Source organism: Phyllobacterium sp. YR531, from assembly GCF_000282595.1.
Classification (GTDB): Bacteria; Pseudomonadota; Alphaproteobacteria; order Rhizobiales; family Rhizobiaceae; genus Phyllobacterium.
This window is the reverse complement of record NZ_AKIZ01000016.1, coordinates 654,428-667,242: the sequence shown is the minus strand read 5'-3', so window position 1 is coordinate 667,242 and position 12,815 is coordinate 654,428. Positions and strand designations below refer to the sequence as shown.

Annotated in this window: 12 protein-coding genes and 1 riboswitch; of the genes, 11 read left to right on the top strand and 1 reads right to left on the bottom strand. The window is 52.0% G+C overall.

Going from position 1 to position 12,815, the window contains the following annotated elements:
- Nucleotides 1-177: 177 nt before the first annotated feature.
- Nucleotides 178-378: riboswitch (cobalamin riboswitch) on the top strand.
- A 110-nt stretch (nucleotides 379-488) separates the two neighbouring features.
- The 5 genes from PMI41_RS10525 (at nucleotide 489) to PMI41_RS10505 (ending at nucleotide 5,388) form a co-directional block, all read left to right on the top strand.
- Nucleotides 489-1,730: an aromatic ring-hydroxylating dioxygenase subunit alpha gene (locus PMI41_RS10525; protein WP_008124528.1), complete on the top strand. Its 1,242-nt coding sequence runs from the start codon at nucleotides 489-491 to the stop codon at nucleotides 1,728-1,730.
- A complete protein-coding gene (locus tag PMI41_RS10520; protein ID WP_040854238.1) occupies nucleotides 1,730-2,821 on the top strand; it encodes a hybrid-cluster NAD(P)-dependent oxidoreductase in 1,092 nt (363 codons plus the stop codon). Before PMI41_RS10525 ends, PMI41_RS10520 begins: the two co-directional genes overlap by 1 nt.
- A gap of 43 nt (nucleotides 2,822-2,864) precedes the next feature.
- Nucleotides 2,865-3,782: a LysR family transcriptional regulator gene (locus tag PMI41_RS10515; RefSeq protein ID WP_008124523.1), complete on the top strand. Its 918-nt coding sequence runs from the start codon at nucleotides 2,865-2,867 to the stop codon at nucleotides 3,780-3,782.
- A gap of 110 nt (nucleotides 3,783-3,892) precedes the next feature.
- On the top strand, nucleotides 3,893-4,720 hold the full coding sequence (locus PMI41_RS10510) for a TIM barrel protein (RefSeq protein WP_008124521.1): 828 nt from the start codon (nucleotides 3,893-3,895) through the stop codon (nucleotides 4,718-4,720).
- 83 nt (nucleotides 4,721-4,803) lie between these two features.
- Nucleotides 4,804-5,388: a hypothetical protein gene (locus PMI41_RS10505; protein ID WP_008124518.1), complete on the top strand. Its 585-nt coding sequence runs from the start codon at nucleotides 4,804-4,806 to the stop codon at nucleotides 5,386-5,388.
- 8 nt (nucleotides 5,389-5,396) lie between these two features.
- Here PMI41_RS10505 and PMI41_RS10500 read toward each other — a convergent pair whose 3' ends face one another.
- On the bottom strand, nucleotides 5,397-5,807 hold the full coding sequence (locus tag PMI41_RS10500; RefSeq protein ID WP_008124517.1) for a DUF1801 domain-containing protein: 411 nt from the start codon (nucleotides 5,805-5,807) through the stop codon (nucleotides 5,397-5,399).
- 200 nt (nucleotides 5,808-6,007) lie between these two features.
- Here PMI41_RS10500 and PMI41_RS10495 point away from each other — a divergent pair, with 200 nt between their 5' ends.
- From PMI41_RS10495 to iolG, 6 genes are all read left to right on the top strand, one after another.
- Nucleotides 6,008-6,940: a hypothetical protein gene (locus PMI41_RS10495; RefSeq protein WP_008124514.1), complete on the top strand. Its 933-nt coding sequence runs from the start codon at nucleotides 6,008-6,010 to the stop codon at nucleotides 6,938-6,940.
- A 281-nt stretch (nucleotides 6,941-7,221) separates the two neighbouring features.
- Complete coding sequence (locus PMI41_RS10490; RefSeq protein WP_008124512.1) at nucleotides 7,222-7,695, top strand: DUF892 family protein; 474 nt, start codon at nucleotides 7,222-7,224, stop codon at nucleotides 7,693-7,695.
- Nucleotides 7,696-8,049: 354 nt separating this feature from the next.
- Nucleotides 8,050-8,979: a sugar ABC transporter substrate-binding protein gene (locus PMI41_RS10485; protein WP_008124511.1), complete on the top strand. Its 930-nt coding sequence runs from the start codon at nucleotides 8,050-8,052 to the stop codon at nucleotides 8,977-8,979.
- 87 nt (nucleotides 8,980-9,066) lie between these two features.
- Nucleotides 9,067-10,608 (top strand): sugar ABC transporter ATP-binding protein, encoded by a 1,542-nt coding sequence (locus PMI41_RS10480; RefSeq protein ID WP_008124509.1) that lies wholly within the window; start codon nucleotides 9,067-9,069, stop codon nucleotides 10,606-10,608.
- Nucleotides 10,609-10,664: 56 nt separating this feature from the next.
- Entirely contained in the window at nucleotides 10,665-11,678 is a 1,014-nt protein-coding gene (locus PMI41_RS10475) for an ABC transporter permease (RefSeq protein ID WP_008124507.1), read from the top strand.
- 49 nt (nucleotides 11,679-11,727) lie between these two features.
- Nucleotides 11,728-12,717, top strand: coding sequence for an inositol 2-dehydrogenase (gene iolG / locus PMI41_RS10470; RefSeq protein ID WP_008124505.1), 990 nt, complete (start codon nucleotides 11,728-11,730; stop codon nucleotides 12,715-12,717).
- The last annotated feature ends 98 nt before the right edge of the window (nucleotides 12,718-12,815 follow it).

Sequence of the window (12,815 nt, the reverse complement as noted above, 5' to 3'; positions counted from 1 at the left end):
CACCTTCGCCTCAAGCGGGGTGGAACAGCCAAATTTCAGGTCGCAATTGGCGTATCCGATCAAGGCTGTGGACAAGCTGTGCCATTCTGGCGCACTAGAGCCCGCGCCATTTTAGCCGTGTCGTCTTGTGTAAATGCGATGTCGTTTCCGCACCTATTCTTTTTATCACCCGAGTGCTTTTATCAGGTCACTTGAGGTGCCGCTTTCTAGGGAAGGCGGATAATTGGGAAGCCGGTTATAATCCCGGCGCTGCCCCCGCAACGGTAGTGGAGTGAAACGCGGCAAAATAGCCACTGGGATAGTATTCCGGGAAGGCGCCGTGAAGTCCCGGAAGGGAACTCCAGAGCCCGGAAACCAGCCGCAAGCGATAACACCGACTGATCGCGGTGGGCGATCAAGGAGCATTGTTTTGTATGGGTAGCCATACAGGCGGTCTTCTCCGTCACCACCAGTCAGTTCTTTCGCAAATGAGATGGCGAGGACACGACATGGACGCACATAGCGAACTTCTCCGGAACCTGAAACACCGGAAACCGGGCTACGGCCTAGAGCAAGCCTTTTATTCCGATCCGGATTATTTCCGGCTGGATATGGAGAATATTTTTTACCGCGACTGGCTGTTTATCGGTCATGATTGCGAAGTAGCGCGGCCGGGTAATTATTTTACCGTACAGATTGGCGACTATCCGGTGGTTATCGTCCGGGATCGCGAAAAGAAAATACGCGCGTTCCACAATTCATGCCGTCATCGCGGCTCGCGTGTTTGCGCTTCCGAACGGGGCAGCTCGGCGAAGCTGGTTTGCCCTTACCACCAGTGGACTTATGAGCTGGATGGCCGGTTGTTGTTCGCCCGCCAGATGGGCGATGATTTCGATGCCAGCCAGCACAGCTTGAAGACAGTGCATTGCGAAAGCATCGGCGGCTACATTTTCATCTGCCTTGCGCCAATTGCGCCGGATTTTGCAGCAACCCGGGCTTTGATCGAACCTTATCTCGCACCGCACCGGCTTGGTGAAACCAAGGTGGCTTTTCAAAGCTCCATTGTAGAGAAGGGCAATTGGAAGCTGGTCTGGGAAAACAACCGCGAATGCTATCACTGCGCCGCCAATCATCCGGAACTCTGCAAGACCTTTCCGGAAGCACCAAGCGTAACCGGTGTACAGGGTTCAAAGGACGATCCGGAGATCGTGGCGCATTGGGACAAGTGCGAGGCGGCTGGTCTTCCAAGCGTGTTCCAGATTGATGAGCATGGCCAGTTCCGTGCCACGCGCGTGCCACTGCTGCACGAGTCTGAAAGCTACACGATGTCGGGCAAACGCGCTGTAGCGCGCCAGTTGAGCGACGATGTCAGCACACGCCAAATCGGTTCTCTGCTGCTTTATCACTATCCGACAACGTGGAATCACATTCTGGGCGATCATGCAATTTCGTTCCGTGTTTTGCCGCTCAGTGCCACCGAAACGCAGGTCACAACCAAGTGGCTGGTGCACAAGGATGCCGTCGAAGGCGTTGACTATACTATTGATGAACTGACGCATGTCTGGCTGGAAACCAACGATCAGGACCGCCAGATTGTCGAGGAAAATGCGTTTGGCATACGCTCGCCTGCCTATGAACCTGGCCCATACTCAGTAGAGCATGAAGGCGGTGTCCTGCAGTTCCTTGAATGGTACTCCAATACGATGGAAACACGGCTCGATGGCGGCAAGCGACTTAGCAAGGTAGCGTAGTGAATATGGGCATTCCTCAGAAATATCCGCATCTCGATCAGATGCAGCCCTGGAACGACCGGCTGCATCTGCTGGAGTGCCTATCAGTCATTGAGGAAGCGCCCAATGTGAAGACTTTCACATTCCGGTCCGACAATCAGAACTGGTTCCGGTATGAGCCGGGCCAGTTCATGACTTTCGAACTCGGCACCCAGCCAGATGCTGTCCTGCGTACCTATACGCTTTCCTCCAGTCCCTCCCGGCCATTTACAATTGCAATCACTGTCAAGGCACAGGATGGCAGCATCGGTACACGCTGGATGCTGGACCACCTCACGCCCGGCGCAAGATTGAAAGCTTTTGGCCCGCTGGGCGATTTCTCGATATCCAAACATCCTGGTGACAAATATCTGTTCATTTCGGCAGGTTCCGGCATTACGCCCATGATGTCGATGACCCGCTGGATGCAGGATTGCGCCCCGCAAAGCGATATCAGTTTCGTCAGTTGTGCGCGCCGTCCAAGCGACATCATTTTCCGCAAGGAGCTGGAATATCTGACCAGCTGCATGCCCAATCTCAAACTGTCCTTCCTGATAAAGGAACACGAAATGGGCCAGCTGTGGACGGGTATCAGGGGCAGACTGGAAGCGCCGAAGCTTTCGTTGCTGTCGCCGGACTTCAAAGACCGGACAATCTTTTGCTGCGGTCCCGACGGCTTCATGCGTGATGTACGCACGATGCTGGAGGAATCCGGGTTCGATATGGCGCATTACCATCAGGAAAGTTTTGGTTCTGCTGCCGAACCTGTCCTGCCGGTTATGGATGAGATTTCGACGGAAGTGGCTGAGACTGCAGCGACTGTGACATTCTCCATGTCCGGCAAGGACGTGCCTTGTGTGGCAGGCGATACGATCCTGAAAGCTGCAAGAGGAGCGGGGATTCGAATTGCTGCTGCCTGTGAATCCGGCCTGTGCGGTACCTGCAAGATCATGAAAATCTCAGGCAGTGTGGACATGAATCACAATGGCGGTATCCTCGATGAGGAAATCGATGAAGGCTATATTCTGGCGTGTTGCTCCAAACCTCTGAGCAATGTCGAGGTGGAAGCCTGATTATCTTTTAATGTGATGCTGATCCTGTGCTATTATCCAGCGCATGAATTTACGTTCTGTCGATCTTAATCTCCTGGTTGTACTGGATGCTTTGCTGGATGAAGCGCACGTATCCCGTGCGGCAGACCGGCTCGGCCTTTCGCAACCCGCCACATCAAGCGCACTGGAGCGCTGTCGGCACCTGTTGAACGACCCACTGCTGGAGCGCGGCAAAGGTGGAATGCGACTGACGGCCAAAGCGGAAAGTCTTCGTGAGCCGCTGAAAAACCTGCTGGCCGACGTGGTCTCGGTCCTCGATCCTCCTGACATTGATATTGCAGCACTGAGGCAGACAGTCCGCATTATCATGGGGGACTATCCGACAATGGTCATTGCCGCTGAACTACATCAACAGCTTGCGATGAAGGCACCTGGCGTCAATCTGGTCATACAGCCTTGGCATGGTGCGGATGAAGCGCTTGATGAACTCGCCAAGGGTTCCGTTGATCTGGCTGTGTCTGTCTTTCCAAAGTCTGACGTATCGTTTCAACGGCATGACTTGCTCTTCCAGAATTATCTGGTGGTGATGCGCAAGGAACATCCGGCAGCACGTGATTTTAATCTCGAGCAATGGCTTGCCTATCCTCACATACTGGTCTCGGGACGTGGTGATACGAAAGGGCCGCTGGATGAGGCTTTAGCGGTTCTGGGCAAGCAGAGACGAGTGGGTGTGGTTGTCCCTAGTTTTGTAATCGTTCCCCCGCTTTTGATGGGGTCGGATTTGATTGCCATGGTTCCGAGTCTGTGTATCCCGCAGAGTTCTGTAAAAGACTATGCTGTTTTCGAACCACCAGTGCCGGTCGACGGGTTTACTCTGCACATTGCCTGGCATGTTCGCCGGGACAAGGACCCCGGGGTACAGCTGGTGGCATCTGTTATCAGAAACACACTGCAAAAACTTGATGTTCAGACAGGCAGATAAATTTTCATTCTGATGGATTGACGGAAGTGATGCGCCGACAGATTGTGCGCCGAGATTTGCGGCCCATTCACTGGAAAGCAAGACGATCAAGAGCTTTCGGAGGATACCAGATGGGCGCTGCAGTTTCGCAACCGGTTTTTGCAATCAATCATATAACCACGCCAAAACTTGGCCCCGCTGCGTTTTTCAAACTGGCGACCGAACTTGGCTTGAGCAACGTGGAAATTCGCAATGACCTTGATGCAAATGCGATCATTGATGGGACGCCTGCGGTTGAGATTCGCAAACTGGCTGAGGCCGCAGGCGTTCGCATTGCTACGATCAATGCTTTGCAGCGCTTCAACGAGTGGACGCCGGAGCGCGAGCGTGAGGCGATTGAACTTGCGGATTATGCGCGAGACGTTGGGGCGGCAGCATTGGTTCTTGTTCCTGTGAACGATGGCACGGGTCAGGCCGATGGCGAGCGCCAAGCCAATTTGCGTGAGGCGCTCACTGCACTAGAACCTATCCTTGAAGCTCGAGATCTATTGGGATTTGTTGAGCCGTTGGGTTTCGAGATTTGTTCGTTACGCTCCAAGCGAGAAGCAGTAGAAGCGATTGATGCTGTCGGAGGGCAGGACAGGTTCAAACTCGTCCACGATACATTTCACCATCATCTGGCGGGCGAGCCGGCGCTTTTCCCGCAAATCACAGGGTTAGTGCATATTTCCGGAGTGACCGATGCGGATGTCAGTGTCAGCGACATGCGTGATCCGCACAGAGTTCTCGTTGATGAACGCGATCGTCTGGGCAATATCGATCAGATTAGATCGCTGCTGGAACAAGGATATGCTGGTCTATTTTCATTCGAACCATTTGCGGCTGAAGTTCAGCAATTGACTGATCCTGCGGATGTGATTTCGGCCAGCATCGGATGGATCAACGCCAGATTGGGCTGATCGTTTCCTCACTCCAACGACTTATCCCACGCTCCTCAGCTTTCTGCTAAGGTAAGTTTGGGACATCGTTGGGAGGGGCGGGCATGTTTCTGCATACGATAAGTGATGAAGATGCGACCGGTGAGGTTGCGGACATATATGCAAAGCATAAGGGGCAGCTGGGTTTTGTTATGGATGCCACCCGGTGTTTCACGACACGTCCGGATTTGTTGCCAGCCTATGCGAACTTCATGGATAAAATACGGGCAGGATTTTCGCTTGGCATGCGAGAATGGCGACTGATTACCTTGATTGCGGCAAAGCATGTTCCTTCGACCTATTGTTCGCATGTTTACGCAAAACAGCTGATTGGCGATCTTGGATCGAAGGAGATGGTTCTGGCTGTTCAGCGAGATTTCAGGACTGCCGGACTATCTGCGGCCGATGTCGAAATGCTTGCCTATACGGAGAAGGTCACCAAAGATGCATCGCGTATCGATCAGAAGGATATTGATCGATTGCGTGCGGTGGGATTCACCGACGTTCAAATATGCGACATCGCCTTATGCGCGTCGTTCCGTTGTTTTGTCAGCCGATTCTTTGATGCAACGGGTGCTGCGCCGGAAGAGGTTTTTCTCGATGCGGATGAAGATTTCCGCGAGGCTATGACCGTAGGCAAGAGGCTATAAACGGGCGCTCAGCCGCCGGTCTTTACGGCCTTCTTCGGTTTTTTAGCACTTTGTTCCTTTTCCTTGGCAGATTCGAGCGCGCGGGCCTTGGCAATGCTTTCAATAAGTTGCGCAGGCACCGGCTCATTGAGCGGAAAGCGGATTGTACCCTTGCTGGTTTCATAGGGTAACGGTGTTTCGGCAAGGTTCGCAAGAATGCTCTCGCCTATCGGATAAAGCGAATAATGTTTTTTCCATCCTGCTGTGTAGAGAACAGTAGTTCCATCCAGTTTAAAGGCAGGGATTTGATAGGAAATCACCTCTTCCACGCCGGGCAGGGCTTTATGAATAATTGCTCTTACCTGTTCCAATAAATCCCGGACCTGTTGCGGCTGTGTTGCAAGGTAGTCGTCAACTGATTTGAAATTGGTCTTGGCCATGGTTTCCTCCCAATAAAGTCCCAGATTTCTGCGATGTGATTACAGTAGTCTGTCCGATTGTGTACGATCTAGTGACAATACAAGAAGTACGCTGTAATATTCTGATATAAAATCTTCACAAACTACAATTTGCTTGTGACATCTTCGTGGGTTATCACTTTGAATGATATTCTGTGATACTTCCTAAAGAGGTACCCCGCATGCAGAGTCCATTTCCCGCAAGCATGAGTAACTATGTCAGCGGACAAATAGCCAAAATTGAAGATGAGCGACGACGTGCGGCAGAACTCGCCGCGGCGTATGCTGCTACAGATATTTTTGCTGGAATAGATGGGACCGGCGTTTTCAATGACCGACAATATCAGCTGGAATTTCAGAACAGTTTTGTCAACCGGATGTACCGGGAATGGGACACCCCAGCAAAGTTTTACCGGCGAGGACCAAGCATAGACGGAGTTGCTACGGCAAATCTGGCTTTTACAGCATTCGAACAGGTTCATAAGCTTTATCGCCAGAAGGCGGATAAACCCAAACGAATCTTTCTTGCTGGTTACAGTCGCGGTGGAGCGGCTGTCGTCAAAACATGTGACCTTCTGCAGGACAGAGGTATCCCCGTTGACGGGCTTTTCCTGTTTGATGCGGTAGATCGTGCGGTTTTGATCACGCCAAACTTTATCCCGAAAAATGTCCGGCACTGTTTTCATGCACGCCGTGATCCTCGCGCCAATTCACGGAACAGTTTCGGAAGTTATGGCACGAAATTTCATCGTGGGGTTACGACGTATCAGGAGCGGTTTTTCAATTGCACCCATGGTGGTATGGGCGGGGTGCCATGGCTCGTGGCCGATCCGGATGGCTACATCAACGAAGCTGAAAACATAAATCTTGGAAAGCCCGTTCTCCAAAGTCCTTTGGCGCGTGCCTTGGCTTTGACCAATCCTGCTACTGCAAGTCTGGTGATATCGGAACATCTGGCCCATCAGGGTAATAACGCTTATCGCGCCGCTGGTCGCACAAGAATAACCTTGCAACAGGACAAGACTGGTTCAGCAGAAGTGGGGCAATGGATGTTTGGCGCACTTAAAAAGCTGCGTCAGGATCTCGCCGCTACGGCGCATGTTCCCACTTCTTGATAGGCGAATTCGATCTGAGAAGTTACCAGGGAATTACGCAGACTTTTTGCTTTCCAGGCCCGAAGAGCACTTCGATGCGGCCACCGAGTATGTGACACCCGGAATAGGGAATAGACCAGAGAGCAGTCAAAGAAGCCAAGACAATCAAGCTGATAATAATCAGCAATAGACGAGTGGTTTTTCGCCGTGTCCGCGCTTCCACCTTTTGACCGCCTCCTTCTTTATGGAACATTATCGCTTGCGCAAGGTTCCTGTATCCCAACGACAGGAGGAACAGGAATATGAAAACCCTAGCAGAGATTTTCGAACATACACTGCATGATATTTATTATGCGGAGAATGCCATCGTCAAAGCTTTGCCGAAAGTTGCTAGCGCGGTAAAAGATGCCAAGCTTAAGAAAGCCGTTGAGGAGCATCTTGAAGAAACCAAGGGCCAGATCAAGACTTTGGATCAGGTTTTCAAATCACTAAGCCTCAAGCCAAAAGCTGAAAAGTGCGATGCGATAGAAGGCCTGCTGAAAGAGGCAGATGGCTTGCTGGAAGACGCTTCCGGTACAGCCCTTAATGCCGGGCTGCTTGCTGCAGCACAGGCTGTCGAACATTATGAAATTGCACGCTACGGTTCGCTGCGGGAATGGGCCAAGACACTTGGACATGATCAGGCGCATAAGCTGCTCAGCGAAATCCTCGATCAGGAGAAGGCTGCGAATAACAAGCTAACCAATATTGCTGTCGAGAGCGTCAACAAGCCATAAACTTCGGAAAATTCAAAGCTTGCCATACGGGTCCGGCTCTTTTGCCGGGCCCGTTTTCGCTTGGGCAAGCAGCACGTAATTTTGCGCAGCTGTGCAAAAGAATTGTATGTGCTGCAGACGCCTGAAAGCTGAATCGGGCTTGACGCTGCAACCTTAAAATGGAATAAATATTTCAGAAACTGGTTGTAACGGTCTGTATGTTCCGAAATTGCAACTCAGGGTCGCTAGCGCGAAACTTCGCGCGACTTTGCATTTTGCATTCGATAGCCGGGGGTAGAGTTGGCTGCGAAATACAAAATGTGAAGTGGCCGGATAGAAAGGTGTTGCCGGGCACCATTTGTGGAGGAGAAGAAAATGAAAAAGTTTCTATTGGGAGTGGCTGTTTCCGCTTTGATGAGCAGCTCGGCGCTTGCAGCCAATATCGGCGTGTCGATGGCGCAGTTCGACGACAATTTCCTGAATGTACTGCGTACAGGTATGGAAGATTATGCAAAGACGCTTGATGGCGTAACTTTGCAGGTCGAAGATGCTCAGAACGATGTGGCAAAGCAACAGAGCCAGATTCAGAATTTCATTGCTTCCAAGGTGGATGCGATCATCGTCAATGCGGTTGATACAGATGCAACTGCCGCCATGTCGAAAATTGCTGCCGAAGCGGGAATTCCGCTGGTATACGTTAATCGCCAGCCAGCGAATGTCGATGAGCTGCCAGAGAAGCAGGCTTTCGTTGCTTCCAACGAAACCGAAGCAGGTACGCTAGAGACAACCGAGGTTTGCCGCTTGCTCAAGGGCCAGGGCAAGATTGTTGTCATGATGGGGGAATTGTCCAATCAGGGCGCTCGTGCACGTACCAAAGCCGTCCACGATGTGATTGCAACGGATGCATGCAAAGGCATATCGATCGTGGAAGAGCAGACCGCAAACTGGTCGCGTACACAGGGCGCGGATCTGATGACAAACTGGCTATCTGCCGGATTGGAATTCAATGCCGTTATCTCTAATAATGACGAGATGGCCATTGGCGCCATTCAGGCGCTGAAGGCTGCAGGCCGCGCGCCAGACAGTGTTGTTGTTGCCGGCGTCGACGCTACTCAGGACGCTTTGGCAGCAATGAGTGCTGGCGATCTCGATGTAACCGTGTTCCAGGACGCGGCTGGACAGGGCAAGGGCGCTGTGGATGCAGCGCTGAAAATTTCCAAGGGTGAGAAGGTCGAAAGCAAGGTCTATATTCCTTTCGAACTCGTAACACCTGAGAACCTGTCGAAGTACCAGTCAAAGAACTAACAACAGACCTTGTGCATGTCTCTCCCCGTTGCGGGGAGAGACAGCTTTGGCAATTGATGCGGCCAATCTCTCTGGGAGGAGAAGAGCATGACACTCAGCCCTTCAACCATGGCAGCAGTTCGCGCCAGCGGCGCAGTTCCGCAGGCCGAATATCTTTTGAATGTTGAAAATATCCGTAAGGAATTTCCGGGCGTTCTGGCGCTGGATGATGTGCAGTTCAGGCTGAAACGCGGGACTGTGCATGCGCTGATGGGCGAAAATGGAGCTGGTAAATCCACGCTGATGAAGATTCTCGCCGGAATATACATTCCGGATCAGGGCGAGGTTTATCTCAAAGGGCTGCCTATCCGACTAAAATCCCCACTCGATGCGCTTGAAAATGGTATAGCCATGATTCATCAGGAATTGAACCTGATGCCGTTCATGACTGTTGCGGAGAATATTTGGATACGGCGTGAGCCGAAGAATGCGCTCGGGTTTGTCGATCACGGCAAGATGTACGACATGACTGCCGCGCTTTTTCAGCGGTTGAACATCAAGCTCGATCCGGAAAGTCAGGTGCGGGACCTTTCAGTCGCCAACCGGCAAATGGTGGAAATCGCCAAGGCAGTTTCATACGAATCCGATGTATTGATCATGGACGAGCCAACTTCTGCGCTGACAGAGCGGGAGGTTGAGCATCTCTTTGCGATTATACGTGATCTGCGTTCGCAAGGGATAGGTATTGTCTACATTACCCATAAAATGAATGAGCTTTTCGAGATTGCCGATGAGTTTTCGGTGTTTCGCGATGGTCGTTACATCGGGACGCACGCGTCTACCGACGTCACGCGTGATGACATCATCAAGATGATGGTGGGCCGCGAAATTACGCAGATGTTTCCGAAGGAAACTGTACCGATTGGCGATGTGGTTCTTTCCGTGAAAGACCTGTCGTTAAAGAGCGTTTTCCGCGATGTCTCTTTCGATGTGAGGGCAGGTGAAATTCTTGGTATTGCCGGTCTTGTCGGTTCAGGGCGTTCGAACGTAGCCGAGACGATCTTCGGGGTTACGCCAGCGACGACGGGAACAGTCGCTATCAACGGCAAAGAGGTAAAGGTCACTACGCCGAACCAGGCAATCAGTCTCGGCATGGCGTTTCTCACGGAAGACCGCAAGGACACAGGATGCCTGCTGATCCTTGATATTCTGGAAAATATGCAGATTGCGGTATTGCAGGACCGCTTCACAAAGTTTGGCTTTGTGCAGGAAAAACAGATCACTGATGCCTGTGAGAAGATGAGCCAGACCTTGCGGGTGAAGACACCCAACCTTGAGGAGAAAATCGAAAACCTCTCTGGTGGTAATCAACAGAAAGTATTGATTGGCAGGTGGCTTCTCACCAATCCGAAGATTCTCATTCTGGATGAGCCAACGCGCGGTATCGATGTGGGTGCGAAGGCGGAAATCCATCGCCTTGTAACGCAGCTGGCAAGACAGGGCGTCGCGGTCATCATGATTTCATCGGAAATGCCCGAAGTGTTGGGCATGAGTGACAGGGTAATGGTCATGCATGAGGGACGGGTAACAGGCTTTCTTGATAGAGCCGAAGCGACCCAAGTTAAAGTAATGGAGTTGGCGTCCAAATAGTCCGATCAAATTTCAGAATCCGACGACGCAATCTCGAATATTGGGAGGGAAACATAATGACGAGCGAACAAGCAACTGTAGCGGCTGCTTCCCGCCGAAGCCGACGCCTACCGCCTGAGGTCAACATTCTTCTGGTGCTGATCGGAATTGCGTTAGTATTCGAAATACTCGGCTGGATATTCGCTGGGCAAAGCTTCCTCATGAATACGCAGCGTCTGCGGATCATTATCCTGCAGGTCTCGGTTATCGGCATTATCGCTGTTGGTGTCACGCAGGTCATTATCACGGGCGGCGTTGATCTTTCTTCCGGTTCGGTCGTCGGTATGACAGCCATGATTGCGGCGAGTTTTGCGCAGTCGTCCACTTGGGCGCGACCGGTTTATCCCGGACTTACAGATTTGCCGTTCATTATTCCTATCGCAATTGGCCTTGGAATCGGGCTTTTGGCGGGTATCATCAATGGCTGGCTGATCGCCCAAACCAAAATCCCGCCCTTCATCGCAACACTGGGTATGATGGTCTCCGCTCGCGGTATAGCAAAGTGGTATACGAAGGGTTCGCCAATTTCCGGCCTTACGGATCAGTTCAATTTCATTGGCACCAGCATCTGGCCGGTCGTCGTATTCCTGCTGGTAGCGCTAATTTTTCATATTGCTTTGCGTTACACACGCTACGGCAAATTCACTTATGCCATCGGTGCCAATATGCAGGCGGCACGGGTCTCCGGTATCAATATTGAACGGCACCTTATCAAAGTTTATGCGGTTGCCGGGCTTCTGGCAGGGCTTGCCGGTATCGTCACTGCAGCGCGTGCTCAGACAGCGCAATCGGGCATGGGTGTGACCTATGAGCTTGATGCCATTGCTGCCGCCGTTATTGGCGGAACGTCTCTGACCGGCGGTATTGGCCGGATCACGGGGACGGTTATCGGCGCGATCATTCTCGGTGTCATGATTTCGGGTTTCACGTTCCTGCGGGTTGATGCCTATTATCAGGAAATCATCAAAGGCATCATTATCGTTGCAGCTGTTGTCATCGATGTGTATCGCCAGAAAAAGAGAAAAGTCTAAATCTGCAATGCCCGGGAATAATTCCGGGCTTCTTCCATGAGGTAATGAAATGACTGTACGTTTTGGTCTGCTCGGTGCGGGCCGCATCGGCAAGGTTCACGCCAAGGCCATAGGATCGAACCCGCAGGCAAAGCTTGTCGCTGTTGCCGATGCATTCGAACAGGCTGCCAAGGATTTGTCCGTTGCATATGGTTGCGAGATCAGGACAATCGAGGAGATCGAATCTGCCGGTGATATTGATGCGGTGATCATCTGTACACCGACTGACACTCATGCCGACCTTATCGAGCGTTTTGCACGCGCGGGTAAGGCAATCTTCTGCGAAAAGCCAATCGACCTTGATGTTAAACGCGTCGAGGAATGTCTGGCTGTCGTAAGGCAAACCAAAGCAACGCTGATGGTTGGCTTCAATCGTCGCTTTGATCCGCATTTTGCGGCAGTTCGCAAGGCGATCGACGATGGTGCGATTGGTGACGTGGAAATGGTCACGATTACGTCGCGCGATCCGGGTGCGCCGCCTGCCGAGTATATCACGCGTTCCGGCGGCATTTTTCGCGATATGACCATTCATGATTTCGATATGGCGCGGTTCCTGCTGGGTGAAGAGCCCGTGGCAGTGACGGCCCATGCATCGGTACTCGTAGACAAGAAGATTGGCGAGCTTGGCGATTATGACAGTGTCAGCGTTATCCTTTCAACAGCGTCCGGCAAGCAGTGCGTCATTTCAAACTCCCGCCGTGCGACCTATGGTTATGACCAGCGCATAGAAGTGCATGGCTCCAAAGGTATGGTTGCAGCAGAAAACCAGCGCGCTGTTTCGATAGAGATCGCCAATGGCGACGGTTACACACGGCCGCCGCTGCATGACTTCTTCATGACGCGCTATACCGAAGCTTATGCAAATGAAATCTCTGCCTTTATCGAAGGTATTGCGACTGGAAAGAAAGCTGCTCCAAGCGGTGAAGATGGCTTGGTCGCATTGGCGCTTGCCGAAGCCGCTTTGCGGTCGGTGAAAGAAGGCAAGACGATCACGATCTGATTGTGTTCCCGTGGTGGGAGGTTCAACAAACCCACCACGGGCGATTAATGAATTACAGGAAGACATGCAAAGAAGATGAGGGCGCTTGTTAAAGAGCG

Coding starts and splice junctions, on each gene's coding strand:
- PMI41_RS10485 (WP_008124511.1), top strand. CDS start 8,050: ATGAAAAAGTTTCTATTGGGAGTGGCTGTTTCCGCTTTGATGAGCAGC.
- PMI41_RS10495 (WP_008124514.1), top strand. CDS start 6,008: ATGCAGAGTCCATTTCCCGCAAGCATGAGTAACTATGTCAGCGGACAA.
- PMI41_RS10475 (WP_008124507.1), top strand. CDS start 10,665: ATGACGAGCGAACAAGCAACTGTAGCGGCTGCTTCCCGCCGAAGCCGA.
- PMI41_RS10480 (WP_008124509.1), top strand. CDS start 9,067: ATGACACTCAGCCCTTCAACCATGGCAGCAGTTCGCGCCAGCGGCGCA.
- PMI41_RS10525 (WP_008124528.1), top strand. CDS start 489: ATGGACGCACATAGCGAACTTCTCCGGAACCTGAAACACCGGAAACCG.
- PMI41_RS10500 (WP_008124517.1), bottom strand. CDS start 5,807: ATGGCCAAGACCAATTTCAAATCAGTTGACGACTACCTTGCAACACAG.
- iolG (WP_008124505.1), top strand. CDS start 11,728: ATGACTGTACGTTTTGGTCTGCTCGGTGCGGGCCGCATCGGCAAGGTT.
- PMI41_RS10505 (WP_008124518.1), top strand. CDS start 4,804: ATGTTTCTGCATACGATAAGTGATGAAGATGCGACCGGTGAGGTTGCG.
- PMI41_RS10510 (WP_008124521.1), top strand. CDS start 3,893: ATGGGCGCTGCAGTTTCGCAACCGGTTTTTGCAATCAATCATATAACC.
- PMI41_RS10515 (WP_008124523.1), top strand. CDS start 2,865: ATGAATTTACGTTCTGTCGATCTTAATCTCCTGGTTGTACTGGATGCT.
- PMI41_RS10490 (WP_008124512.1), top strand. CDS start 7,222: ATGAAAACCCTAGCAGAGATTTTCGAACATACACTGCATGATATTTAT.